General features: G+C 73.4%; 23 protein-coding genes. 9 read left to right on the top strand and 14 right to left on the bottom strand.

Annotated features, from left to right (window positions below; all coding sequences use genetic code 11):
* The first annotated feature begins 1,076 nt into the window (after window positions 1–1,076).
* Window positions 1,077–1,979, top strand: coding sequence for a diacylglycerol/lipid kinase family protein (locus tag IT780_RS19330; protein WP_199512985.1), 903 nt, complete (start codon window positions 1,077–1,079; stop codon window positions 1,977–1,979).
* Window positions 1,980–2,050: 71 nt separating this feature from the next.
* Window positions 2,051–2,245, top strand: a complete 195-nt coding sequence (locus IT780_RS19325) for a hypothetical protein (protein WP_199512984.1) — start codon at window positions 2,051–2,053, stop codon at window positions 2,243–2,245.
* 10 nt (window positions 2,246–2,255) lie between these two features.
* On the opposite strand, the gene IT780_RS19320 is transcribed toward IT780_RS19325, so the two are convergent.
* Complete coding sequence (locus tag IT780_RS19320) at window positions 2,256–3,002, bottom strand: HAD family hydrolase (RefSeq protein ID WP_199513107.1); 747 nt, start codon at window positions 3,000–3,002, stop codon at window positions 2,256–2,258.
* Between the two features lie 86 nt (window positions 3,003–3,088).
* Here IT780_RS19320 and IT780_RS19315 point away from each other — a divergent pair, with 86 nt between their 5' ends.
* On the top strand, window positions 3,089–5,869 hold the full coding sequence (locus IT780_RS19315; protein WP_199512983.1) for a DEAD/DEAH box helicase: 2,781 nt from the start codon (window positions 3,089–3,091) through the stop codon (window positions 5,867–5,869).
* Window positions 5,870–5,926: 57 nt separating this feature from the next.
* Here IT780_RS19315 and IT780_RS19310 read toward each other — a convergent pair whose 3' ends face one another.
* Window positions 5,927–6,928: a LacI family DNA-binding transcriptional regulator gene (locus tag IT780_RS19310; protein WP_199512982.1), complete on the bottom strand. Its 1,002-nt coding sequence runs from the start codon at window positions 6,926–6,928 to the stop codon at window positions 5,927–5,929.
* A gap of 60 nt (window positions 6,929–6,988) precedes the next feature.
* On the opposite strand from IT780_RS19310, the gene IT780_RS19305 reads away from it, so the two are divergent.
* Entirely contained in the window at window positions 6,989–7,801 is an 813-nt protein-coding gene (locus IT780_RS19305; RefSeq protein ID WP_199512981.1) for a phytanoyl-CoA dioxygenase family protein, read from the top strand.
* Between the two features lie 12 nt (window positions 7,802–7,813).
* Here IT780_RS19305 and IT780_RS19300 read toward each other — a convergent pair whose 3' ends face one another.
* Window positions 7,814–8,134, bottom strand: coding sequence for a DEAD/DEAH box helicase family protein (locus tag IT780_RS19300; protein WP_199512980.1), 321 nt, complete (start codon window positions 8,132–8,134; stop codon window positions 7,814–7,816).
* The gene (locus tag IT780_RS19295) at window positions 8,131–8,505 is read right to left on the bottom strand and encodes a VOC family protein (RefSeq protein WP_199512979.1); all 375 of its coding nucleotides are present in this window, start codon (window positions 8,503–8,505) and stop codon (window positions 8,131–8,133) included. Before IT780_RS19295 ends, IT780_RS19300 begins: the two co-directional genes overlap by 4 nt.
* Before the next feature lie 23 nt (window positions 8,506–8,528).
* Here IT780_RS19295 and IT780_RS19290 point away from each other — a divergent pair, with 23 nt between their 5' ends.
* The 4 genes from IT780_RS19290 to IT780_RS19275 all read left to right on the top strand — a co-directional run bounded on the left by IT780_RS19290 (window position 8,529) and on the right by IT780_RS19275 (window position 13,479).
* A complete protein-coding gene (locus tag IT780_RS19290) occupies window positions 8,529–9,446 on the top strand; it encodes an RNA polymerase subunit sigma-70 (RefSeq protein WP_199512978.1) in 918 nt (305 codons plus the stop codon).
* A gap of 69 nt (window positions 9,447–9,515) precedes the next feature.
* On the top strand, window positions 9,516–10,484 hold the full coding sequence (locus tag IT780_RS19285; protein ID WP_199512977.1) for an AF_0692 family protein: 969 nt from the start codon (window positions 9,516–9,518) through the stop codon (window positions 10,482–10,484).
* Window positions 10,468–11,259, top strand: a complete 792-nt coding sequence (locus tag IT780_RS19280) for an inositol monophosphatase family protein (RefSeq protein ID WP_307831263.1) — start codon at window positions 10,468–10,470, stop codon at window positions 11,257–11,259. Before IT780_RS19285 ends, IT780_RS19280 begins: the two co-directional genes overlap by 17 nt.
* 84 nt (window positions 11,260–11,343) lie before the next feature.
* Entirely contained in the window at window positions 11,344–13,479 is a 2,136-nt protein-coding gene (locus IT780_RS19275) for a glutaminase family protein (RefSeq protein WP_199512975.1), read from the top strand.
* Window positions 13,480–13,545: 66 nt separating this feature from the next.
* Here the strand turns inward: IT780_RS19275 and IT780_RS19270 are convergent, their stop codons facing one another.
* The 3 genes from IT780_RS19270 to IT780_RS19260 are packed head-to-tail and all read right to left on the bottom strand — an operon-like array spanning window position 13,546 to window position 15,770.
* The gene (locus IT780_RS19270; protein WP_199512974.1) at window positions 13,546–13,986 is read right to left on the bottom strand and encodes a DUF1707 SHOCT-like domain-containing protein; all 441 of its coding nucleotides are present in this window, start codon (window positions 13,984–13,986) and stop codon (window positions 13,546–13,548) included.
* A gap of 48 nt (window positions 13,987–14,034) precedes the next feature.
* Window positions 14,035–14,832, bottom strand: coding sequence for an ABC transporter permease (locus IT780_RS19265; RefSeq protein ID WP_199512973.1), 798 nt, complete (start codon window positions 14,830–14,832; stop codon window positions 14,035–14,037).
* On the bottom strand, window positions 14,829–15,770 hold the full coding sequence (locus IT780_RS19260; protein WP_233413084.1) for an ATP-binding cassette domain-containing protein: 942 nt from the start codon (window positions 15,768–15,770) through the stop codon (window positions 14,829–14,831). The genes IT780_RS19265 and IT780_RS19260 overlap by 4 nt, the downstream gene beginning before the upstream one ends.
* A gap of 85 nt (window positions 15,771–15,855) precedes the next feature.
* On the opposite strand from IT780_RS19260, the gene IT780_RS19255 reads away from it, so the two are divergent.
* Window positions 15,856–16,563, top strand: a complete 708-nt coding sequence (locus tag IT780_RS19255; RefSeq protein WP_307831262.1) for a TetR/AcrR family transcriptional regulator — start codon at window positions 15,856–15,858, stop codon at window positions 16,561–16,563.
* Between the two features lie 12 nt (window positions 16,564–16,575).
* On the opposite strand, the gene IT780_RS19250 is transcribed toward IT780_RS19255, so the two are convergent.
* The 7 genes from IT780_RS19250 to IT780_RS19220 are packed head-to-tail and all read right to left on the bottom strand — an operon-like array spanning window position 16,576 to window position 25,135.
* On the bottom strand, window positions 16,576–17,199 hold the full coding sequence (locus IT780_RS19250; protein ID WP_199512971.1) for an FHA domain-containing protein: 624 nt from the start codon (window positions 17,197–17,199) through the stop codon (window positions 16,576–16,578).
* On the bottom strand, window positions 17,196–18,461 hold the full coding sequence (locus IT780_RS19245; protein ID WP_199512970.1) for a vWA domain-containing protein: 1,266 nt from the start codon (window positions 18,459–18,461) through the stop codon (window positions 17,196–17,198). Before IT780_RS19245 ends, IT780_RS19250 begins: the two co-directional genes overlap by 4 nt.
* 9 nt (window positions 18,462–18,470) lie before the next feature.
* Window positions 18,471–19,433: a PP2C family protein-serine/threonine phosphatase gene (locus IT780_RS19240; RefSeq protein ID WP_199512969.1), complete on the bottom strand. Its 963-nt coding sequence runs from the start codon at window positions 19,431–19,433 to the stop codon at window positions 18,471–18,473.
* The gene (locus IT780_RS19235) at window positions 19,430–21,583 is read right to left on the bottom strand and encodes a serine/threonine-protein kinase (RefSeq protein ID WP_233413083.1); all 2,154 of its coding nucleotides are present in this window, start codon (window positions 21,581–21,583) and stop codon (window positions 19,430–19,432) included. The genes IT780_RS19240 and IT780_RS19235 overlap by 4 nt, the downstream gene beginning before the upstream one ends.
* Window positions 21,584–21,639: 56 nt before the next feature.
* The gene (locus tag IT780_RS19230) at window positions 21,640–22,830 is read right to left on the bottom strand and encodes a hypothetical protein (RefSeq protein ID WP_199512967.1); all 1,191 of its coding nucleotides are present in this window, start codon (window positions 22,828–22,830) and stop codon (window positions 21,640–21,642) included.
* Window positions 22,831–22,838: 8 nt separating this feature from the next.
* Window positions 22,839–23,801 (bottom strand): glutamate ABC transporter substrate-binding protein, encoded by a 963-nt coding sequence (locus tag IT780_RS19225; protein WP_199512966.1) that lies wholly within the window; start codon window positions 23,799–23,801, stop codon window positions 22,839–22,841.
* Entirely contained in the window at window positions 23,801–25,135 is a 1,335-nt protein-coding gene (locus IT780_RS19220) for a GlnX family signal transduction membrane protein (RefSeq protein ID WP_233413082.1), read from the bottom strand. Before IT780_RS19220 ends, IT780_RS19225 begins: the two co-directional genes overlap by 1 nt.
* Window positions 25,136–25,161 lie beyond the last annotated feature (26 nt).

Below are 25,161 nucleotides of genomic sequence, written 5' to 3'. Positions count from 1 at the left end.
GGAAGAGTGCATTTCCTATGTCAAGTGCATTTCCCGCACCGGCCCGTTCCCGACCCCGGCTCAATTGTTCCTGCATGGGTTGAGGCGCCCCGCTGATCCATGCTAGGTTCCTCCCGTCAGGGCATTCACCTTCACCTATGCGAGTCGAGGTGGTCTGCGGGGGTGTGAGACACGGGGAGTCAGGTCGGACGGAAATGTGATAATCTCACTGCATAGAGCCAATCGACGTGTGCAAATATGTTTGTAAGACTTGAAAAGGTCACTTCTGCACCCATGTCGACTTGGGTGACTTGAATTGCGTTGTTATTCTCTGGTCGCTCACGATCACACCATCATGGAGGTAGGTTCCTTGAAGACGGGACGCACTAAGAGACTGGTTGGCGCAGGACTCAGCCTCGGCTTGCTCGGATCAATCTTGGTAGCTACGCCGGCCTTCGCTGCCAGCAGTAGCTGCGAAACGTGGTTGGCGGACTGCAGTACGGGTATTGTCGCCGCAAACGCGAATCACGACCTCCGGGTAATCTCCTCAGGGCCCTGCGGTGGGAACCATTGGGGTGTCGTCGACGTCGACACTAAAGTCACGGTAGCCCACGGCACGGGCGGGGCGAATAGAGTTATTCACGGTTTGTACGGTCGATACGCCGGATATACTGATGCTTCCACATGTGGCAAGGGAAAGATTGTAATTCAGGACTACTAATACGCTGGTCGGGTTATTAACGGTGGTCATCAACTGGTGCGCTCGACCGGCGTGCAGATAAACGGAAGCGCATCTCTGGCAGCGGAGAATTGTGACTGCGACATCTGCAAGGATCTCTACTAAGGAGGCACTGCCGGCGTGCATTCTATGGCGTGGTCGAGGGATCTGCGGATCACCGCGGACGGAACACAGGTGGTATCGCACGTCGGCACGGCGTTGCTACGGATGCTTGCAGATCGGGCCGGGCTGCCCGGTGGCTCAATGTCGTTCTCTTCGCCGGTTGTAGACCTCTGTCCACGGTCGGCGGGAAGTCGTTGCCACCGGAGCGCGGTTTCGGCGGCATGACGCGGTGCTCCGGCCGGTACATTCGGCGGCTGTGAGCGGCAGAGACGACATCGCGGTGCTGGCCAACCCCCAGGCGGGGCGCGGCCGGCACCGCGGTCTGCTGTCCGGGGTCGTCGACCGGCTCGGCGCCGGCGGGCGGCCGGTGCGGGTACTGGACGCCCGGACCGGCGAGGAGGCCGAGAAGGTCTGCCGCCGGGCGGTCGCGGAGGGCGTCACGGCGCTGGTCGCGGTGGGTGGGGACGGGACCCTGCACCGGGCGCTGCAGGCCGTGGCGGGTACGCCGGCCGGGTTCGGGGTGGTCGCCGCCGGCACCGGCAACGACTTCGCGGCCGCAGTGGGCGTACCGTCGGATCCTCTGCAGGCCGCGGAGGCGATCGCCGCGGCGTTGCGTGCCGGGCGGCACCGTGCGGTGGACCTTGCCAGGGTGACCACCGCGGCGGGTGACGTGCGCTGGTTCGCCGCGGTCCTGGCCGCCGGCTTCGACGCGGTCGTCAACGAGCGCGCCAACCGGATGCGGTGGCCGCGCGGCCCCCGCCGCTACGACCTGGCGATCATGCTGGAGATGGCGCGGCTGCGGGCGCGGCCCTACTCGCTGGAGATCGACGGCGCCGACCACAGCTTCACCGGGGTGCTCGTCGCGGTCGGCAACTGCCCCAGCTACGGCGGCGGGATGCGGATCTGCCCGGACGCCGACCCCGGCGACGGCCTGCTCGACGTCGTGATCGCCGGGAACCTCGGGCGCGGCGCCCTCGTGCGGCTCAAGCCCCGCCTGCGGCGCGGCACCCACGTGACCGACCCGCGGGTGCACAGCTTCCGGGCCCGGCGCGTGCGCATCGACGCGCCCGGGATCGTCGGGTACGCCGACGGCGAGCGGATCGCCGCGCTGCCGCTCGACATCGGCTGCGAGCCGGGAGCCGTACGGTTGCTGCTCTGATCGCGGTGTCAGCGACCGTGCCCGCGCGCCGAACGGGAAGGGGTAAGCGGCGTCATCCTGGAGGAGGCAGCATGTCGGTCGGGTCGCTCAGTTCCAGCGTGCTCTCGCAGGCGTACCTCGGCTCCGCCGACGCGGCCGCCACGAAGAAGGCGCCGGAGGCCGGTGGCCAGGCGACCATCGCCGACCACGTTGCCGCGGTGGACGAGCAGCAGCCCATCCGCAGCGTCTCCGCCACGCAGGGGACGCTGGTGGACACGTACCTCTGAGGTCTGGTCGTCAGGCCGCGCAGCCGGCCAGCGCGAGGGTCGCGCTCAGGCCGTTGGAACGGCCCGGCTCCGCCGCCGGGAGGACCAGCGCCGCGCAGCCCGCCTGGACCGCTCCCGCGTCGGCCGGGGTGTCGCCGACCATCAGCGTGCGTTCCGGGTCCGCGCCGAGCATGCCGCAGGCCCGCAGGAAGATCGCCGGGTCCGGCTTGGTGCGGCCGATCTCGTACGAGAGCGCGTACGCGTCCACGAGCCCGGCCAGCCCCCACGCGGCGAAGTGCGGGCGGATGTCGAAGCCGATGTTGCTCACCACAGCCACCTTGATGCCCGCGTCGTGCAGGGTGCGCAGGGTGGGCTCGGTGTCCGCGTACGGCAGCCAGCCCGCGGGGTCGAGGCCGCGGTCGTACAGGGCGTCGGCCAGGCCCTCCACGTCCGGGACGACGGTGGCCGCGAGGCCCGTGTAGGCGGCGCGGTGGCTGTGTTCGTACAGGTCACGGTCCGCCCAGTGCTCCGCGAGGTGGATCGGCACCCGGCGCGGCACCGGCCCGCCGGCGCGCCCGGCCGTGACCAGCCGGTCGGCGAGGATCGTCGCCCTGCCCCGGTCCAGGCCGGCGCCGCAGGCCGCGGCGGCGGCCGTCACCCAGGACACCGGGTCCTCGACCTGGGCCAGCGTGCCGTGGAAGTCGAAGAGCACGGCGTCGACCTGACGGCGCGACGGGAAAGCGGTCGATTCGGCGGCATCCGGCACGCCGTGCACCATACCCAGCCGTCGCGACGGTCCCGTCGGCAACCGCCCGGCGAGCCATGACCGCCGTTGTGTCAGACCCACGCATTAGCCTTGTGGTCATGACGAGCCCCGCCGAACGTTATGCGGAGTCGAAGAGGCGGGCGGCCCGCGTGGCTGAGTTCCCGGCCCTCGACGACTTCATGCTGGACGTCGGCTTCGACCTGGACGATTTCCAACGACAGGCCTGCGAGGCCCTGGAGCGCGGCAGCGGCGTGCTGGTGTGCGCGCCCACCGGCGCCGGCAAGACGGTGGTCGGGGAGTTCGCGGTGCACCTCGCGCTGCGCGCCGACGGGTCCGGCACCCGGCGCAAGTGCTTCTACACCACCCCGATCAAGGCGCTCTCCAACCAGAAGTACCACGACCTCGTCGAGCGGTACGGCGCCGAGCACGTCGGCCTGCTCACCGGCGACAACGCGATCAACGGCGACGCTCCCGTGGTGGTGATGACCACCGAGGTGCTGCGCAACATGCTCTATTCGGGCTCGGCGACCCTGCAGGGCCTGGCGTACGTGGTGATGGACGAGGTGCACTACCTCGCCGACCGGTTCCGCGGCGCCGTCTGGGAAGAGGTGATCATCCACCTTCCCGCCTCGGTGACGCTGGTCTCCCTGTCCGCCACGGTCAGCAACTACGAGGAGTTCGCCGACTGGCTGGTGACCGTGCGCGGCGAGACCGAGGTGGTGGTCAGCGAGCACCGGCCCGTGCCGTTGTGGCAGCACATGCTCGTCGGCCGGCGCATGTTCGACCTGTTCCACGACGCCGACGCGGCCCGCAAGCACGACGTGCACCCGGAGCTGCTGCGCTACACCCGCGAGATGCTGCGCCGGCTGGAGCTCACCGACCGTACGGCCGGCCCGGGGTGGCAGGGCCGCGGTGGCCGGCCCCGGCGCTGGCAGGGACCGCCGCGGGCCGAGGTGGTCGACCGGCTCGACCGCGCCGGGCTGCTGCCCGCGATCCTGTTCATCTTCAGCCGCGCCGGCTGCGACGCCGCCGTGCAGCAGTGCCTCGCCGGCGGTCTGCGGCTGACCGGCCCCGAGGAACGCGCGGAGATCCGCGAGATCGCCCAGGCGAAGGTGGCGAGCATCCCGGCCGAGGACCTGTCGGTGCTCGGCTACTGGGAGTGGCTCGACGGCCTCGAGCGCGGCGTCGCGGCCCACCACGCGGGCATGCTCCCCGCGTTCAAGGAGGCCGTGGAGGAGTGCTTCGTGCGGGGCCTGGTCAAGGCCGTTTTCGCCACGGAGACCCTCGCGCTGGGCATCAACATGCCGGCCCGCTGCGTGGTGCTGGAACGCCTGGTCAAGTTCAACGGCGAGGCCCATGTGGACCTGACGCCGGGGGAGTACACGCAGCTCACCGGCCGGGCCGGGCGGCGCGGCATCGACGTCGAGGGCCACGCCGTGGTGCTGTGGAGCCCCGAGGTCGACCCGCGGCACGTCGCCGGGCTCGCGTCCACGAGGACGTACCCGTTGCGGTCCAGCTTCCGGCCCTCGTACAACATGGCCGTCAACCTGGTCGGCTCGGTGGGCGCGGACAAGTCCCGTGACCTGCTCGAGTCGTCGTTCGCGCAGTTCCAGGCGGACCGGTCGGTGGTGGGTCTGGCCCGGCAGGTGCAGCGCAACGTCGACACCATGCAGACGTACGGGCAGGACGCCGCCTGCCACCACGGCGACTTCGACGAGTACTTCGGCATCCGCGTCGCGATCGCCGACCGGGAGAAGGCACTGGCCCGCCAAGGCCAGTCGCAGCGCCGGGCGGCGGCGGTGTCGTCGCTGGAGAAGCTTCGCGTGGGCGACGTCATCCGGGTGCCGCAGGGGCGTCGGGCCGGCCTCGCCGTGGTGCTGGAGCCGCCCACCGGCGGGTTCGGCGAGCCGCGCCCGCTGGTACTGACGCAGGACCGCTGGGCCGGCCGGGTCAGCCCCGCCGACTTCCCGGGCGCGGTCGACGTCCTGGACCGCATCCGGGTGCCCAAGCACTTCAACCCGCGCTCGCCCGCCGCCCGCCGCGACCTCGCCGCCTCGGTCAGCGCCACCGGGCTCGACCGGCACGACCGGGCCGGCGGCCGGCGCGGACGCAGCCGTGGCGCCCCGGGCGAGGACGCGGAGATCGCGCTGCTCAAGGTGCAGCTGCGCCAGCATCCCTGCCACGCCTGCCCGGACCGCGAGGAGCACGCCCGCTGGGCCGAGCGCCGGCACCGGCTGCAGCGCGACACCGAGGCGCTGCGCGACAAGGTCGCCGGGCGCACGGGTTCGCTGGCCAAGACGTTCGACCAGGTCTGCGCGGTGCTCACCGAACGTGGCTACCTGTCCGAGGACGGCGAGGTCACCGAACCGGGACGGATGCTGGGCCGCATCTGGACGGAGGCGGACCTGCTCGTCGCGGAATGCCTGCGCCGGGGCGTCTGGGAGGGCCTCGAGCCGGAGGAGCTGGCGGCGGCCGTGTCCATGGTGCTGTACGAGTCCCGCCGCGAGGGCGACGAACGGGCCTCGGTGCCCAAGGGCGCCACCACGGCGGCGGTCGACGCCTGCCAGAAGCTGTGGGCGGAGATCGAGTCGCAGGAGGCGGCGCACGGGCTGTCGCTGACCCGCGAACCCGACCCGGGCTTCGTCTGGCCGATCTACCGCTGGGCCCGCGGTGAGCCGTTGGCCCGGGTGCTGGCGAGCGGCCACAACTACGAGTCGGACATGCCGGCGGGCGACTTCGTGCGCTGGGCCCGGCAGGTGCTGGACCTGCTCGCGCAGCTCAAGGACGCGTCGTCGGCGTCGCCGGGGGTGCGGGAGACGGCCCGGAAGGCGATGACGGCGATCAACCGGGGGGTGCTGGCCTACCAGACCGCCCTGTGACCCCGGGCCGCGCCGCGCCGGGCCGGGTTGGGTCGGGCCGCGCCGGGCCGGGTTGGGTCAGGCGCTGTCGCGGACGACGAGCCGGTGGGGGATGACGATCCTGCGGGCCGGTGCGGCCGGGTCGCCGCCGAGCCGGTCCGCCAGGCAGCCGAGCGCCTCGCGGGCGATCGCCGCCTTGTCCGGCGCGATCGTGGTGAGCGCCGGGGTCGCGTACCGGCCGTCCTCGATGTCGTCGAAGCCGGCCACCGCGAGGTCGGCCGGGATGGTGCGGCCGTGCCGCAGGGCGGTCTGCATCGCGCCGAGGGCGAGCTGGTCGCTGAAGCAGAAAAGCGCGTCGACCTCGAGGCCGTCGGCGATCAGGCGGCGCATCGCGTCGGCACCGTCCGCGCGGTGCAGGCGGTCCACCGGGATCTCGAGGCGCGGGTCGGCGGGCAGGCCCGCCTCGGCAAGGGCCTTGCGGTAGCCCTCGACACGGCGGGCCGCCGTACCGTTCTCCAGGTGGGGTTGCGGGCCGATCGCGGCGATGCGGGTGCGGCCCTGGGCGAGCAGGTGCGCGGTGGCGTCGCGGGCCGCGGCCACGCTGTCGACGGCGACGTGGTCGAGGAGGCCGTCGGCGTCCTGCTCGCCGAGCAGCACCAGCGGGACGGCGTCCGGCCGGCGGCGCAGGTCGCGCGGTGCCAGTGCCCACGGGCTGAGCACGAGGCCGTCGACGACCTGGCCGCGTACGCCGTCGAGCAGGCTCCGCTCGTGGCCGGCGTCCCCGCCCGTCTGCTGGACGAGCAGCATCCACGATCGCTTCTGTGCCTCGTCGACGAGCAGGCCCGCGAGCTCCCCGAAGTACGGTGAGGCGATCTCCGGGATGGCCAGCGCCACCAGCCCGGAGCGGCCGCCGCGCAGGTGCCGGGCCGCCGCGTTGGGACGGTACTGCAGCTCGTCGATCGCGGCCTGCACGCGGGCCCGGGTCTCGGGGGCGACCAGCGCGAAGCCGCTGACCACGTTGGACACCGTACGGATGGACACGCCGGCTCGTTCGGCCACCTGCCGCAGGCTCGCGCTCATGGTGAAAACCTTACCGGCTCTCCTTGCAACGTGGCATGCAACGTTGCAATAGTGGTCCGCATGAGCGATGCAGGAGCAGCGGCCCGGGCCGCGATCTACGAGGACGGCATCACCGCGTGCAAGGGCGCGTTCAGCGCCGAGTGGGCCGACACCATGCGCGAGGACATCGAGAAGGCCTTCGCCGAGGCGATCGAGCGGCCGGGCGGCGCCGTCGGCCGCGGCCCCAAGCGCTACTACGTCGAGATCCACCCCGAGCAGCTGCGCGGCTTCGTCGACCTCGTCACGCACCCGTGGGTCACCGCGGTGTGCGAGGCGGTGCTCGGCCCGCGGTACGAGATCGTCGAGCTCGGCTTCGACATCCCGTTCGCCGGCGCGGTCAACCAGCCGTGGCACCGGGACTTCCCGATGCCGGACATCACCCGTACGCAGCGCACGCTGGACTCGCTGGCGTTCAACCTCACCGCGGTCGACACCGAGGAGGACATGGGGCCGTTCGAGATCGCGCCGGGCACCCAGTTCGACGACTCGCCCGAGTTCGGCCACGGCATGTTCCCGCCGAAGTCGCACTACCCCCGCTACGAGGAGCGCGCCGTCCGCAAGTACCCGAAGCGGGGCGACATCTCCGCCCGCTCGGCGCTGACCATCCACCGCGGCACCCGCAACGAGTCGCAGAAGTCCCGGCCGGTGCTGGTGCTCGGCGTGGACGCGCCAGGCGGGATCAACGGCGAGAAGCACGACACGGCGGTGACCCGGGCGTACTGGGAGACGCTGCCGCAGCAGGTCAAGGACCACCTGCACTGCCCGGTCGTGGACGTGCTGACGCCGATCACCCAGAAGCACACCATCGAGGGCCTGGTGATGGGCGAGGCGTGAGCCCCGCCCCGATCACCCGGCGGCCGCGAGCCCGAAGTGGGCGACGGCCCGATCCGCGGCCTCGTCCTCCGGGAGGTCGAACGCCCAGACGTACGTGAAGACCAGGCCCGGCAGGTCGCTCGCCGCCACCTCCTCGACGAGCGCGGTGCGGAAGCCGTCGACCAGGCGGCCGAAGGGCGGCGTGCCGGGCTCGAAGAAACGCAGCACCGGCTCGATCGCCATGTGATTGTGGAACAGCCGCAGGCCCGTACTGACGGCGATCTCGTGCCCGACGGCCATCTTGCCGACCGCCGGCGGCCCGACGACGAACAGCAAGGTGGACGTCGCGCTCACGGCCACGTGCGGGCCTCGGCGTCGAACAGCTCCGGCATGCTGTGCACGGGGATCACGCACAGCAGGTGACCGCCGGGCGCCCGCAGGATGCGGCAGCCGAGCCAGCGGTTCACCTCCACGGCCCCCAGGGCGAGCAGCCGGGCGGTTTCCGCGTCCACGTCGTCGGTCTCGATGTCGACGTGATAGCGCGGCGCGTCGTCCACCCGCTGCACGCCCACCTCGAGGGCCGGGAAAGCGCCCCGGAGCATGAGGAACTGTTCCTCTCCCGGGTCCGTACGGGCCGGTACGCCCAGCGCCGCCGACCAGAAGTCCGCGGCCGGCTCGGCGTCCGGCGTGTCGATGAACAGGCCGTAGAGGCGGCTTCGATGCATCCGGCGACTGTAGTCTCGGCCGCGTGCAGGCGGAGATCTTCCGGGTCGAGCTCACCGGGTACGCGTACCGGATGCTGGGGTGTCCCGGCGAGGCGGAGGACGCCGTGCAGGAGACGCTGCTGCGGGCCTGGCGCCACGCCGACCGGTTCGACGCCGGCCGGGGCTCGCTGCGCACCTGGCTGTACCGGATCGCCACGAACGTCTGCCTGGACATGCTGCGCAGCGCCGGGCGCCGGGCTCACGCGGTCGACCTCGGACCCGCCGCGGAGGCGGGCGCCCCGCTCGGCGACGCGCTGCCGCGGTCCGCTTTCGTCCGGCCGGTCGCCGACGCGCGGGTGCTGTCACCCGGCGCCGACCCGGCCGAGCAGATCGTCCGCCGCGAGTCGGTGCGGCTCGCCTTCGTCGCGGCGTTGCAGCGGCTGTCGCCCCGGCAGCGGGCCGTGCTGATCCTGCGGGACGTGCTGGGGTGGCACGCCGACGAGGTCGCCGGGCTGCTGGACACGAGCGTCCCGTCGGTGACCAGCGCGCTGCAGCGGGCCCGCGCCACGATCCGCCGGGAGGACACCGGCACGCCCCTCGACGACGCCGGGCGGGAGCTGCTGGAGCGCTACTGCTGGGCCTTCGAACGGTACGACGTGGCCGCGATGGTGGCCCTGCTGCACGAGGACGCGACGATGTCCATGCCGCCCTTCGCCTGGTGGCTGCGGGGACGCGAGCAGATCCGGCTCGTTCTGGAGGTCGGAGGCGGGCCGTGCCGGGGTGCCCGCCTGGTCCCGGTCGCCGCGAACGGCACCACGGCGTTCTGGCAGGAGCGGCCGGCCGGGCCGGATGGTGCGTACGCGCCGTTCGCCCTGCAGCATTTCGAGGTGGCGGGCGGGCGGGTCACCGGCATCTCGACGTATCTCGACGAGGACCCGGCCGCGTGGGGCTATCCCGGCTGACATCTGTCACGGGACGTCGATGACGGACGGTTCAGGGTCGGGCGTACGAACCGCTCCACGATGGATTCCATGAGAGCTCCCGCCGTCGCGTTGTTCTTCCTGTCGCCGCTGGTCGCCGAGTTCCTCCTCGGCGACTTCACCGTCACGATGCTGCCGTTCCTGCTGCTGCTGGCCCCGATGTACGGCGGCGCCGCCCTGGTCATCCGCGAGGTCGCCCGCCGCACCGGGCGCGGCTGGCCCACGATCGTCCTGCTGGCACTCGCGTACGGGCTGTTCGAGGAGGGCATCACCACCCAGTCGCTGTTCAACCCGGACTACGCCGGCGCGCACCTGCTCGACCAGGGGTTCGTTCCGGCGCTGGGGATCGCCGTCCCGTGGACGCTGTACGTGCTCGCCCTGCACACCGTCTGGAGCATCACGGTGCCCATCGCGCTGGTCGAGGAGGTCAGCGGCCGCCGTACGACGCCGTGGCTGCGGACGCCCGGCCTGGTCACCGGGTGCGCGCTGTTCGCCCTCGGGGCGTTCGGCACGACGATGGCCTCGTACGGGATGGACCAGTACCTCGCGCCGTGGCCGAAGCTGGCCACCGTCCTCGTGATCGTGGCCCTCCTGGTCGTCGCGGCGTTCCGGGTGCCCGCGCCGATCCGCCGGCCGGGCGCCGCGCCGAGTCCGCTGGTCGTGCTCGCGGTGACGCTGGGTGGCGGCGCGCTGTTCATGAGCACCAAGTGGCTGCCCGACGCGGCCGGCGTACCGGCGATGCTGCCGGCGTTCGTCGTGGTGATCGCGACGATCCTGGGCTGGTCGCGGCGGGACGGCTGGGACGGCCGGCACCGGCTCGCGGCGGCGGCGGGCGGACTGCTCACGTACGCGTGGCACAGCTTCACCACGCAGCCGCTCGCCGGCGGCGGCGCGGTCGTCACGCCCGTCAGCCACGTGTTCTTCGCCCTGTGCGCGGTCGCGCTGCTCGCCTGGGAGGCGCGCCGCGTCGCCCGTGGGGCCGGGGCGCGGCAGGATGAGGTCCGTGCAGAGCGATCTTGATCTGGCCCGGACGGCCGCCCTCGCGGGGGCGGCCGTCGCGTTGCGGCACTTCGCGGCCCTCGCCGGCCTGCGGCGGGAGGTGAAGCCCGACGGCAGCGTGGTCACCGTCGCGGACCGGGAGACGGAGGCGGCGATCCGCGCGGTGCTGGCCGCGGAACGGCCCGGCGACGCGATCCTCGGTGAGGAGGGCGGCGCGGCCGGCGCGGGCGCGCGCCGGTGGATCGTCGACCCGATCGACGGTACCGCCCAGTTCGTCGCCGGGGACGACCGGTGGCTCGTGCTGGTCGCCCTCGAGGAGGACGGCGTCGTCGTCGCCGCGGTCGCCGCGGTCCCGGCGCAGGGCACGCTGTGGTGGGCGCGTCGCGGCGGCGGCGCCTACCGCTCCCGGCTCGACGGTACGGCGGAACAGCGCATCGCCGTCGCCACGGGCCGCCCGGACGTCCTCGACGGCAGCCGGCTGGGCGTGGTCCCGGCGCCGCCCAACTACCTCGACACCGACCGCCGCATCGCCGCGCCGCTGGCCGCCCGGGCCGCCGTGGCCGACTGGGACGTCCACGCCCCGCTGCTCGTCGCCAGCGGCGGCCTCGACCTGGCGGTGCAGACCCGCGGGCAGATCTGGGACTTCGCCGCCACCTCGCTGATCGTCACCGAGGCGGGCGGCGCGTACGGCGGCGTGGACGGCATCCGTGGCCCCCGGGCGGGCACGTCGCTCTTCGCCCGCAGCGCGGACCTGTGGCACCAGGCCCACGCTGCCCTCTGGCCCGAACATGGATGAACATTTCCGTACGCGGGACCTTCCTGTTCGGACACACCTGCACTAGATTCACGGTGTTGAATGACTCGGCGGGGAGGTCCGGACATGGCATCTCGAAGGCGTCTGCTCCAGCTCGGCGGCACGGCAGGGGCGGGACTCGCGCTGGGCCCGGTCCTGTCGAGCGCCACCCCGGCCGCGGCCGCGAGCCCCGTCGCCGCCGGTGCGTCGGGCGCGGCGGGTGCCGGGCGCCGGGCCGCGGCGATCCGCCCGCCCGCCGTGCCGCTCGCCGTGCGGTCGCCGTACCTGAGCACCTGGCTCGCCGCGGACAACCTGCCCGGCAGCTGGCCTGCGTTCTGGACCGGCCGGGTGACGGCCATGACCGGACTGGCCACAGTGGACGGCACGCCGTACCTGTTCCTGGGATCGCCGTCCGCGCCTGGCGACTATCCGTTCGCGACGATGCGGCAGACCTCGCTGACCGTCACCGCGACGAAGTCCGAGTTCGTGCTCGAGCAGGCCGGCGTCGAGCTGACCGTGACGTTCCTGTCCCCGGTGACCCCCGGCGACCTGCGCCGGCAGTCGCAGCCACTGAGTTACCTCGCGGTCAGCGCGCGCAGCCTCGACGGCAAGCCGCACGACGTGTCGGTGTACGTCGACATCTCCGGCGAGTGGGCCTCGGGCGACGCCGGCCGCTCGATCACCTGGGACCAGCAGACCGCCGCGGACGTGGTCACGCTGTCGTACCAGCAGTCCACACCGGACGTTCTGCGCGAGCGGGGCGACACCGCCGAGTGGGGCACGATCGTGCTTTCCAGCCCGGCCCGCTCCGGCCTCACCTGGCAGATCGGCGCGGACGGCGACGTGCGCCGCCAGATCGCCACCCAGCACACCCTCGCCAACACCGTCGACCAGGACAAGCCGCGGCGGATCAACGACCGCTACCCGGTCTTCGCGTTCAACCAGTCGCTGGGTACGGTCACCCGCCGCGCCTCCGAGCCGTTCGTGGTGAGCATCGGGCACCTGCGCGAGCCCACCGTCAGCTACCTCGGCGAGCAGCTGCCGCCGCTGTGGAAGACGTACTGGCCGAAGTGGACGGACATGGTGGCCGAGTTCCACCGCGACCACGCGGCCGCCGTCACCCGCTGCGCCCGCCTCGACGAGAAGGTGGAACGCGACGCCGTCCGGGCCGGCGGTCCCGAGTACGCCGCCCTGTGCGCGCTCGCCTTCCGGCAGGCGTACGCGGCCACGGATCTGGTCAGCCGCAACGGCGAGCCGTGGGCGTTCCTCAAGGAAATTTCCAGCAACGGCAACATGCAGACCGTCGACGTCACGTACCCGTCGATGCCGGTGTGGCTGTACGCCGACCCGCAGTACCTGCGCCTGATCCTCGCGCCGGTCCTCGACTACGTGGAGAAGCGCGGCTTCCCGAAGGTCTTCGCCCCGCACGACCTCGGCGCCCACTACCCGAACGCGGACGGGCACCTCTCCGGCGAGGGCGAGGAGGACATGCCGGTCGAGGAGTCGGCCAACATGCTCATCATGGTGGCGGGATACCTCGCCCGGGTCCCGAAGGCCGAGCGCGAGGCGTACGCGACCGCGCACTACCCGATCCTGAAGCAGTGGGCCGACTACCTGGTCGGCAACGCGCTCGACCCGGACCTGCAGAACCAGACCGACGACTTCACGGGCTTCATCGCGCACAGCGTCAACCTCGCGCTCAAAGGCATCGTCGGGATCGGCGCCATGAGCACCATCGCAACGGCGGCCGGCAGGACCTCGGACGCGATGCGCTACCTGTCCACCGCCCGCGGCTACATCACCGAATGGGAACGGATGGCGCTCGACCCCTCGGGCAAGCACCTCAAGCTCGCGTACGACCGGGACGGCACGTGGAGCCTGAAGTACAACGGGTACGCCGACTCGCTGCTGAAGCTCGGGCTCGTGCCGGCGTCGGTGCAGCAGCTCGAGGCGGAGTGGTACCTGCAGCGGGTGGCCACGGACGGGATCCCGCTCGACATCCGGCACACGTACACGAAGGCGGACTGGGAGATGTGGACCGCGGCGTGGCTCAAGGACCACGCGGAGGTGCGGGACGCGCTCATCGCGGGGCTGTACAAGTTCGCGAACACCACGGGGCAGCGGGTGCCGTTGACCGACTGGTACGACGTGGTGGCGAACCGGCAGCAGGGCTTCCAGGCGCGTCCGGTGGTGGGCGGCTTCTTCGCCCTGCTCACGCTCTGAGCTGCTCGCCGCTGCGCGAGGCGCCGCCCGCGCGGCTGAGCCGGGCGCCTCGCCCTGGCGGGCCGGTCACGAGCGGGCGGCCACGACCAGGGCGGCCACCGCGCCGATGGTGAGGACCACGCTGACGATGCCCAGCACCCGGCCGATCAGCGCCGGCCCGACCCCGTGCGCCCCGCGGCCGCGCGTGCTCAGCACGATCGCCGCAACGCCGAGGAGGCCGCCGATCAGGCAGAACGACAGCGGCACCGCCAGCAGGCCGAGGATCAGCGCGCCCCGCCCGGCGTTGCGGTCCGGCGGTGTGGGGGGCGCCGCGGCGCGCGGGTCCCACTGCAGGCGCGGCGGCAGGTCCTGGACCTGGGCGAGCAGGTCGGAGGCGTACGTCGCCGAGCCCACCGCGACGATCCGGGCGTCGTAGTCGGGCTCGGGCAGGCTGCCCTCGGTGAGCGCCTGGTTCAGCAGGTCGATCACCTGGGTGCGGTGCACCGTACCGATGCGCTCGTCCCTCATCGCGGGCTGACCGTATCGCGGCCCGGCCGGGCGGCGAGGATAAATCGATCAGCGTCCCCGGCGCAGAAACGTGCGGACCGACAGCGGGACGAACACCGCCAGCAGCGCCGCCGACCAGAGCAGGACGGCGGTCACCGGATGCTCCAGCGGCCAGGGCCCGTTCCCGGCCGGCCCGCCCGGGTTTCCGAACAGCTGACGGCACGCCGCGGTCAGAGCGCTGACCGGGTTCCAGTCGGCGACGAACCGGAGCCACGCCGGCATGCCGTCGGTCGGGACGAACGCGTTGGAGATCATGGTGACGGGCAGCATCAGCGGCGCCAGGTTGTCGACGGCGCGCTCGTCGCCGACCGCCAGGCCGACGTGGACGCCGGCCCAGCTCAGGGCGTACCTCAGCAGCATGATCAGGGCGAACGCCCCGAGCGTGGGCAGCAGCCCGCGGTGCGGCCGCCAGCCCACGGCCAGGCCGGCCGCCGCCATGACGGCGACGAAGATCAGGCCGCCCAGCGCGTCGGCGCCGGTCTGCCCGAACGGCACCGCGAGCCGGGCCGTGGGCATGGAGCGGAACCGGTCCATCACCCCGCGCGAGGCGTCGCCGGCCATCCGCACCATGACGCCGTGGACGGCCGTGAACGTCACCATCGCGAACAGGCCCGGCATGAGGTACTCGCGGTAGTCGCCGCCGCCCGGCACCCGGATCGCGCTGCCGAAGACGTACCCGAACAGCAGGACCATGACCGCCGGGAAGAGCAGCAGGGTGACGATCTGCCCGGGCGCCCCGCGCAGCCGCGCGAGCTCGCGGCCGACCAGGGTCAGCCCGTCGCTCACGGTCCAGCGCAGTGCTGTCATCGGACTGCCTCCTTCCGGTCGGTGAGGCGCAGGAACACCTCGTCGAGGGTGGGCCGGCGCAGCCGTACGTCGGCCGCGGCAACCCCGGCGTGGTCGAGCGCGCGGACGACGTCGGCGAGCCGCAGGCCGCCTCCGGGTACGGGCACGCTGAGCCGCTCGTCGCCCGGGGCGGGTTCGGCGCCGGTCAGGGCCTCCAGCACGGTGACCGCCCGGTCCAGCGCGGCGGGATCCGCCACCGTGACGTCCAGGCGGTCCCCGATGGTGGCCTTCAGCTCGTCCGGCGTGCCCGTGGCGATGGCCCGCCCGTGGTCGATGACGGTGACGGTGTCGGCCAGCTGATCGGCCTCGTCGAGGTGCTGCGTGGTCAGCAGCACCGTGGTGCCGTCGGCCACCAGCTCGCGGACGTGGTCCCAGATCTGGCCGCGGCTGCGGGGGTCCAGGCCGGTTGTGGGCTCGTCCAGGAACAGCACGTCGGGGCGCACCAGGAGACAGCTGATCAGGTCGAGGCGGCGCCGCATGCCGCCGGACCAGCCGCCGACCGGGCGGTCGGCGGCCTCGGCCAGGCCGAAACGGTCGAGCAGCTCGTCAGCCCGCCGGTGGGCCACGCGCCGGGTCAGGTGCGAGAGCCGCCCGAACATGCGCAGATTGGCCCGGCCGGTCAGCATGTCGTCCACGGCGGCGTACTGGCCCGCGAGCCCGATCCTCGGACGCACCTTGTCCGCCTCGCGGACGACGTCGTGCCCGGCGACCCGGGCGTGACCGGCGTCGGGGCGGCACAGGGTCGCCAGGATGCGCACGGCGGTCGTCTTCCCGGCGCCGTTGGGTCCCAGAACGCCGCAGACCGTGCCGGCCGGGACGCTCAGGTCGAGGCCGCGCAGCGCATGGGTGGCGCCGAAGTGCCTGTGCAGCCCCTCGGCGACCACCATCGGATCCGCCATGATCCCTCCACTGGGTACGTCGTACGCAGTAACGGCACGGACGCTACGCCACTGGGTACGATGTACGCAACCAGGAGGTGCGAGGGTGAACATCTGGATGCGTCCCGAGCGCCCGGCCCGGGGGCCCAGGCCCGCCTACAGCCGCGCGCAGATCACCGAGGCGGCCATCCGGATCGCCGACGCCGAAGGGCTGGAGGCCGCCACCATGCGGCGCATCGCCACGGAGATCGGCGCCGGCGCGATGTCGCTCTACCGGTACGTGCCCAGCCGCGACGACCTCATCGAGCTCATGGCCGACCGGCTGATGGGCGAGATCGACGTCGACGGCCTGCCCTCCGGCGACTGGCGCGCGGACCTGACGCGGTACGCCGACGGCATGCGGGCCATGTGGCTGCGACATCCCTGGATCGCCACCGTGCACCGGTCGCTGCCCAGCTTCGGCCCGCACCAGCTGCGCGTGATCGAGGGGACGATGGGTGCGCTCGACGCGTACGTGTCCATCGACGAGAACCTCAGCCTCATGGCGATCCTCAACGGCTACGTCGAGGGCGCCGTGCGCGAGGAGATCACGCGGGCCGAGGAGGCACGCCGCAGCGGTGTCAGCGAGGCGGAATGGATGGCGCGCAGCGGCCCTCGCATCCAGCAGATCCTGGACAGCGGGCAGTACCCGATGTTCGCCAGGATCGTGGGGGAGGCCCGCCAGCTGCACCTGGACCGCGACGAGCAGTTCCGGTACGGGCTGGACCGCGTCCTCGACTGCATCGGCGCCGCGCTGACCGCCCGCAGTGGCTGACCGGCGCGCGGGTCAGGCCGGGGCGTGCAGGGTGATCGTCGTCCAGGCGCCCACGTGCACCCGGTCGCCGTCGGCCAGCCCGCGGCTGTGCCCCGCCGCGAGGGGCTTCTGCTCGTCGTTGACGTACGTGCCGTTGGTCGAGCCGAGGTCGGTCAGCAGCCACACCCCGTCGACGCTCAGCGTCAGCAGCGCGTGGGCGTGCGAGACGCCCGGGTCGTCGTCGGCGAGGTCGATCTCCGGGCTGGTCCCCTTGGAGGTGCTGTGCCGGCCGATGCGGGCCTGCGGGGACGGCAGGGTGATCGTGCGGGTCCGGGTCTCGGCCGGGAAGTCGACCCCCTCGATCGCGTTGGCCTCGAAGTACTCGCGGTCCGCGGTGATCGTCGCCGTCCAGGCCGGTGCGGGCTCGCCGGACCCGCCCAGCGCCGGGATCTTGCCCGTGTGGTGGTCGAAGCCGCAGTCCTCGCAGAAGCGCCCGCTGCCGGCCCGGGGCGCTCCGCAATGCGGGCACGCCGGCCCCGCGGGCGCGCCGGCCGTCGCGGGCGCGGCCGGGGCGGCGCCGGACATGCGGGCGCCGCACGTGTCGCAGAAGTCGTCGGTGGCCGAGACGTGACCCTTGGGGCAGGCGTACGTGGTCACTGGCCGCGCCCCACCCGTACGGTCTTCGTCGAGCGGGTGTCGAGGGCCATCTCGTCGGCCGCCTCGATCCTGCGCCGCAGCCGGACCGTACCCGTCTCGGCGTCCTCGATCTCCACCACCGTGGACAGCAGCTCCTCGGTAGCCTTGTTGCCGCTCTGGTGCGCCAGCTGCGCCGCCCGGCCGAACTTGAGGGTCGCCGTACGGTCGTCCCCGGCCTTGCGGGCCTCGATGCCGGCCTGGATGACCTCCGCGAGCTCGGCCTGGCCGGTGTAGTGGGCGACCTGGCGGTTGATCCGCGCCGACAGGGCGCTGTCGTCCGTCCACACCGCGCGGACCAGGCTCTGGGCGTGCACGACGTCACCCTCCACGACGGACACCCGCGCGGCGAGCATCTCGTCGCCGGCCGCACCCGCGGTCACGTCCACGCAGACGTGGTAGTCGCGGCTCTCCGAGCCCCACGAACCGAGCGGGTAGCGGCCGGCCCGCGGCCCGTCCTCGATGCGCTTGCCGGTCAGATCCACCATCTGCGGCTCGACCTGCTTGACGAAGCGGATCGTGGAGTTCACCGGCGTCCAGACCTTGAGCTGCACGTCGGCGCTGGTCTTGCCCATCGCGGCCGTCATCATCTGCTCGAAGGCCGCGGCCAGGTCCTGCGGGCGGGCCACGATGTCGACCGTACCGAGCATGGCGGTGGCGATCTTGCGCAGCTCGGAGACCGTCCAGTTGGTGCCCACGCCACGGCAGTCGCAGGTGAACGAGCCGCCGATCTCCTGCAGCACGCTCTCCAGGTAGCCCTTGTACTCGCCGTTCTCGCCGTCGGTCAGCAGGATCGCGTGCTGGATGTCACCGGGGCGCTGCGCGAACAGCTGGTGGGCCAGCTTCAGCCAGGCGCCCATCGCGGTGCCGCCGTTGGCCTGCAGCCGGTCGATCGCGTGCACCGCCTGGGCGCGGGTCTCCGGCGTCGCCACGGCCAGCTGCCCGGGCGCCGGGAAGAGCTGCTGCGCGGTGCTGACGCCCGCGACGATGGCGAAGCGTACGCCGTCGTCGATGCAGTTCACGGCGGCCTTGGCGGCCTGCCGGGCGGCGATCATGCGGCCCTCGGCCTGCATCGAGCCGGAGCAGTCCACGATGATGATCTCGGTCGCGCCGGCCGTGCGCCGTCCGCCCTCCGCGCCGGACGACGTGACGGTGACGATCGCGTTGACCTCGGTCGCGCCCAGGGCGAGGAACTCGTTCTGGAACGCCTCGGCGGTGTATGCCACGGGCTCTCCCTACGTGTGGATCGGTACCAGGACCACGGTGATGTTGTCGGCCCCGCCGGCGTCGTTCGCGAAGGTGACCAGGGACCGGGCCGCAGATATCAGATCAGGTGCCTCGCGTACGGCGGCACGCACGGTCGACGCGAGCTCGGCGGGCTCGGTGAGGTAGTTCCACAGCCCGTCGCTGCAGAGCACCAGAATGCCCGCCTCGCCGGGGCGCAGGGTGTCGGTGCGCGGCCGTACGGGCCCGGCATCCGCGCCGAGCCAGGCGGTGATGGCGTGCGCCTTCGGGTCGTTCCACGCCGACTGCGGGTCCACGCCGAGTGCGATCGCGTGCGTGGCCCACGAGTCGTCCTCGGTCAGCTGCCGGGCCTCGCCCTGTTCCGGCACCCAGTACGCGCGGCTGTCGCCGACCCAGCCGTACCCGACCTCCGTGCCGCGCACGCACGCCGCCACGATCGTGCAGGCCGGGTTGGACGCGGCACGGCGGGGGTCGGTGCGGGCCAGCTCCGCCACCGCGGCGCCGGCGGCGGTGATCGCCTCGGCGATCCGGCCGGCGAGGTCGTCGCCACCCGCGGCGAGCACCTTGCCGGCCGCCTCCGCCGCGACCGCGGAGGCCACGTCGGGGTCGTACGACGCGGACACCCCGTCGCAGACCACGGCGTCTGCGTCGGCGCCCCGAACGGCCAGCCACATCGCGTCCTCGTTGCGGTGGTGGCGCAGCCCGCGGTCGGTGACGGCGGCCGCCACCGGCGAGCTGTCGGCCTCGGCGTGGTCGCGGGGACGCGCGGCGAGCATCCCGCAGGTGCCGCAGTACCCGTCGGCGTCGACCGCCCCGGCCGGCCCGCAGGCCTGGCACTGCGGACCCGCGCCGGCCGGGGAGCCGGTGGCCAGCGTGCGGCCGCAGCTCTCACAGAAGGCGGCGCCGGCGGCCCGCTCGTCGGCGCACGCGGCGCACTCCAGGGAAACGGTCATGTGCGGGTCCTCGGTCGGGAGGCGTTGGCGAGATCGACGAGGCGGATCCGCTCCGGGCCGTGCGCGGCCCGGGCCATCTCCCGGTACGCGGCCTCGAGCGCGAACCGGACGTCACGTTCCCCGGCGGTGCCGTCGCCGGGCGTACCCAGCACCGCGGCCGGCACCGGGACGCCCGTGGCCAGCGCCCGCAGCGCCTGCTCCAGCAGCTCGGCGCGCAGGGCGGCCAGCTGGGCGGCCTCCATCTCCAGGCGCTCGATCAGCGCGGCGGCGGCGGTCAGCGCGGCCACATCGGCCCGCGCGGAGGGGTGGGCGCGGACGAGGGCGCGCACCGCACCGACCTGGGAGCTGCGGTGGGCCGCCGACGTGCCCGGAACCCGGTTGTACGCCTCGACCGCCCCGTCGCGGTCACCGAGCGCGAGCCGGCACCGGGCCAGCCCGGTCGCGGCGGTGGTGTACGCCGGGTCGGTCCGGCTGACGACGTCGTAGTGCCGCGCCGCGTCCGCGTGCCGCCCGGCCAGCTCCAGGCTCAGCGCCAGGGCCAGCTTCGGCGCGAGCTCGCCGGGCAGCGCCGAGTAGACGGCGTCGAAGCGTTCCGCGGCGCGCCCGAAGTCCCCGGCGGCGAGCGCGAGCACGCCGTCGTACCAGGCGATGCGCCAGTCCGACCCGAACGTCGCGGCGATGGCGTCGCGCAGCTTCGCGGCCTGGCCGAACGCGTCGGGCCCGATGTCGATGTACGCCCGCAGTGCCCGCAACTGCACCTCGACGGTGTGCTCGGGTGCCTTGCCGAGCAGCGCGAGCACCTCGCGGGGGTCGGTGAGGGTGACCGACGCGAGGAAACCGGCGGCCGGGTCGGCGAGGTCGATCATCGGCGCGGGCAGGTGCCGCCACTGCGGCTCGTCGCCGCGCGGGTCGGTCCGCAGCTCGCCGGTGAACAGCCGGGACGTCGCCGGCCGCGGTTCGCCGTCGCCGGCGGCGAGCACCTCGCGCAGCACGCCCAGCATCTGCTCGGCCATCTCGGCGGCATCCTCGAACCGCTCGGCCGGGTCGGGGCGGGTGGCGCGGACGAGCAGCCGGTGGAACGAGTCGTGCCGCCGGTACACCTCGACCTCGCCGGGGTCCGGCAGGCTCTCCTTGTACGTGCTCTGGTAGCCGCGGAAGTCCGTTGTGAGCACGGCCAGGGTGCGGCCGATCGTGTAGAGGTCGCTCTGCACCGACGGGCCGGTCCGGGCCATCTCCGGCGCCTGGTAGCCGACCGTGCCGTACAGGGCGGCGTCCAGGTCGTCGACGTGCACCACGCCGCCCAGGTCGATGAGCCGGACCTGGTCGCCGCTCTGGATGACGTTGTCCGGCTTGAAGTCGCAGAAGATCAGGCCCCGGTCGTGCAGGTAGCCGAACGCCGGCATGATCTCCAGCGCGTACGCGAGCGCCTGCTCCACCGGCAGCGGATCCGGGCCGCCGGCGCGTTCCCGGCGCTGCTTGAGGATGTCCTTGAGGGACTCGCCGCCGACGTACTCCATGACGATGTAGCCGGCGCCGTCGTGCTCGACGAAGTTGTAGATCCGCACGATGCCGGGGTGCTCGACCTCGGCCAGGAAGCGCCGCTCGGCCACCGCCGCGGCGAGCGCGTCCTCGTCGCCGGAGTTGAGCAGGCCCTTGAGCACCACCCAGCGGTCCGAGACGTTCTTGTCGACCGCCAGGTAGATCCAGCCGAGGCCGCCGTGCGCCAGCGGGCCGACCACCTCGTACTGGCCGGCGACCAGGTCGCCCTTGCCGAGCTTGGGGGTGAAGTTGAACGGCTCGCCGCACGAGGGGCAGAACCCGGACGTGCGCCCCGGACGGTCACCGCGGGTACGGCCGACAGGGTTGCCGCACTTGCCGCAGTAGCGCTTGTCCTCCGGGACCTCTGCCAGGGTCATCACGGCGGTCGCCGGGTCGCGGGGCTCCAGCGGGGCGACGTCGACCAGGCCACCGCCGAAGCGACGCCTGCGGGTTCCCGTCCGTGCGCTGCCGGTGCGCGCCGAACTGCCGGTCCGCGTGGACACGGCGGCCGTGCGGACCGAAGGGGCGGTGGACACGGCGGCCGTGCGGACCGAAGGGGCGGTGGCCGCCCGCTGCTGCGGCGCAGGAACGGGCGTTTTCACGGGGGCCATGCCGCAGGTGTCGCAGTAACCGTCCTGAATGGTCCCGGGGCAGTTGCGCTGGCACGTCATCGGCGGCCCTCCCTCGCGGTCGTCAGCGCGGACACCGCGTCCTGGTACGCGGCCACGGCACCGCGCGCGGCCTCGAGATCGCACGGCGCGGTGTAGAGCAGCCCGCGGGCGCGCTCGGCGAGCGGCGCGAGCACGGGATCCTCGGCGACCCCGCGGCTGCCCGCCTTGGCCTCGTACGCCCCCAGCCGCCCCCGTAGCTCGTCCCGCGCGGCCAGCAGCCGGGCGTTGCGCGCGGCGGCCGCTTCCAGCCCGGCGAGGCGTTCGCGCGCCCGCCTGGTCCACGCGGCCAGGCGCGGGCTGATCAGCGCCCAGTGCCCGGCGGCGGCGAGCGCGTCGATCGCGGCGAGGTCGGGTCCCAGGTCCGGCCCGGCCACCGTGGCCAGGGCGGTGTCCGGGAACCGGCCCGCCGCCCGCTCCTCGGCGGCGGCGGCGGTGTGCGCGGCCGCCGCCAGCCGGGTCGCCAGGTCGTGCGCGTCGGCGAGGCGCTGGGCCAGGGCCTCGCGCAGCTCGTCGGCGGAGGTGCGTTCCGCGTCGGCGCGGTCGATCAGCGTACGGATCTCGGCAAGCGCTCTCTCGTCGCAGCCGAGCGGGTCGCCGGCCAGCCGTGCGGTGAGCTCCCCGAGGCGCCGGTCCGCCTCGTCGAGCAGCGCCGAGCGGGTGAGCGTCCGCAGCGTGGCGATGCGGGCGGCGGCGTCCGCGGCCGCGGGCAGCAGCCGGTGCCACACCTCGCCGGCCCGGGTCGCCACGCCCACCGCGACCTGGAACGCGGCCTCCATCGCGGACAGCAGCTCGGCGGGGGAGCAGGACGTGGTGACCTTGCCGGCGCCCAGCAGCCCGCGAGCGGCCAGCGGCACGGTCGTCGTGGACAGCGTGATCGAGCGGCCGAGCACCTGATCGATGTACGCCGACCGCTCCCGGTCGCCGAAGCGCCGCTGCTGCCGCGCCGAGCGGGCCGCGGTGATCAGTGCGGTGAGCTGGCCGTAGCCGTCCCACAGCTGGGTCAGCGCGGCGGTGGCGTCCGCCCACGCGGCGGCCGTCTCCCCGGTCAGCGCGGTGCGGTCCAGGTCCTTGCGGGCGCCGGAGTCGTCGAGGTCGACCAGGTTCGTGGCGATCGCCGCGGCGGCGGCCTCGAGCCGGGCCAGTTCGGCGTCGGCGCGGGCGAGCAGGTCGGTGAAGGGTGCGCTCATCGCCGGCGTCAGTCCCGGTACTGCGCGGCGGGCGGGCGCGGGGCGGGTCCGAGGTCGCCGAGCCAGCGCTCGTACGTCTTCTTCCAGGTGCCGTTCGCCCGGTTGCGTTCCAGCACCGCGTTGACGAAGCGGGTGAACTCGTGGTGCTTCTGCGAGATCGCCATGCCGTACGGCTCCTGCGACATGCGCGGCCCGACGACCTTCGCGTACGGGTCCTGCGCGGCCAGCCCCACGAGGATGGTGTCGTCGGTGGAGATGGCGTCGACCTCGTTCTGCTGAAACGCGACCAGGCAGTCGGCGAACCCGGCCCGGGCGACCGGGACGGGGCGCGAGGCGGCGGCCGCGATGTTGTCGTAGGAGGTCGAGCCCTGCGCGGCGCACACCTTCCGGCCGCCGAGGTCGCCGATGCCGCGGGCGTCCGAGGTGGACGACACCAGCACCTTCTGCCCGGCGTCGTAGTAGATGGTGGAGAAGTCGACGTCGCCCCACCGGTCGCAGTTGGCCGTCATCGTGTCGGCGACCAGGTCCACCGGCTCCGCGGCGTCCACGGCCTCGACGCGGTCGTCGTACCCGATGACCCTGATCTGGATCTTGTCGGGGTCGCCGAAGATGGCGGCGGCGATCTGCCGGCCCATGTCCACGTCGAAGCCCTCGATCGCGCCGGTGAACGGGTTGCGCGAGCTGAACAGCAGCGTGTCCTGGCTGGTGCCGAGGATGAGCCGGCCCCGGTCCTGGATCGTGCGCATGTACGTGCCCGCGGGCATCGCGCCGGGCTTCGGCAGCGGCCCGGCCGGGCGCAGGCTGGCCCGCGGCTTGCAGGACGTGTCGGCCGGCGCGCCGGGCCCCGACGTGGCGGGCGGCGCCGACGGCGCGGCGGAGGCCCCGGCCCGTGGCCGCGAGGAGTCCCCGGAGCAGCCGCCGGCGAGGCTCACCAGCAGGACGGCCACGGCGGTGGCGGCACGGGCACGCATCAGCGGTACTCCTCGAGGCGGGCCCGCAGGCCGGTGGCGGCGAGGGCGCAGACCGCCAGCGCGAGCAGCGGCCCGAGGACGGTGAGCAGGCCCAGCCCGCGCCCGGCGGCGTCGATCTCGCGGGTGAAGGCGGCCTTGCGGTCCTCCAGCGCGCGACCCAGGTCGCCGGTGAGCGCGGTGAAGGTGCGCGTCGTCGGTTCGCCGACCGCAAGCTTCACCGCTTCGTCGTAGCGGCCGCTCTCGTCGAGCGCGCGGATCCGCTTGTGGGCGTTCTCCCAGTCCCGGCGGTTGCGGGCGGCGGACTCCACGGCCGTGCGGGCCGGGCCGGCGGCGCCGCGTCCGGCCTGGTCGAGGCGGCGGGTCAGCTCCCGGCTGTTCACCTCGTACGGGTCCTTGCCCGGCTCCGGCGGGCCCTGCCGGGCGACGAGGGTGAGCGCGTCGTCGCCCCGCTCGCGCAGGGCGTAGATGCGGGCCTCGGCCAGCAGCGCCACGGGCGCCGAGCCGTCGCGGGCGGCGTCGGTCAGGTGCGAGCGCTGCCCGGCGAGGACGACCGCGGTGGTCAGGGTCAGCGCGAGCGTCACGGCGGTGGCCACGAGCAGCGGAACGTTGAACGTACGGCGGGTCGAGCGGCTCAGGTGGACCTGGGTGACGAGCAGCGTGCCGAGCAGCGCCACGAGCAGGATCACCAGCAGCGCGGACCACCACGAGCTGCGCGCGCCGCCGTAGCCCTCGTCCACCTCGTCGCGGGCACTGCGGAACAGCACCTGGGCCTGTGGCTGCAGCGAGTCGCGGCTGAGCTGCGAGGCGGTCGACAGGTACGACGCACCGACCGGCAGCCCCTGGCGGTTGTTGGCCCGCGCGCTGGCCACGAGGGCCGCGTACCGGGGGATGCCGGACGACAGCGCACGGATCGCCTCCGCGGCCGGCCCTTCCGGCGGGGTGCGCCGGGCCGCCGACATCAGCGCGGTGGTGGCCCGGTCGAGGTCGCCCTCGTAGCGGCGGGTCAGCTCGGCCGGCTCCAGGCCGCCGGCGAGGAACGCCTGCGCGGCGGTGGTGTCGGCGTCGGCGAGCGCCGAGTAGATCGTCTCCGCCTCGACCAGCAGCGGCTGCGCCCGGTCGCCGAGGTCGTCGGTGCCGGCCCGCGCCGAGGCGGCGGTCAGGCCGGCGACCAGGCCGGTGAGCACCCCGAACACGAGCAGCGCCGTGAGCAGCAGCTGCAGGCGGCCCGGGGAGGTGTGGCGCAGGGCCCGGACGCGCCACAGGAGCCCGCCCGGTGCCGGGTCCGCCACCGGGCCCGGGACGGGCGCCACCCGGTCGAGCTGCGCTGTGCTCAAACTTCCTCCGTGGTGCCGGTCGACAC

Origin of the sequence: Nucisporomicrobium flavum, assembly GCF_016464385.1 — a bacterium.
In the GTDB taxonomy this organism is placed as follows: domain Bacteria; phylum Actinomycetota; class Actinomycetes; order Mycobacteriales; family Micromonosporaceae; genus Actinoplanes; species Actinoplanes flavus_A.
Note: the sequence above shows the minus strand (reverse complement) of the source record. Positions and strands in the feature narration are given on the sequence as shown.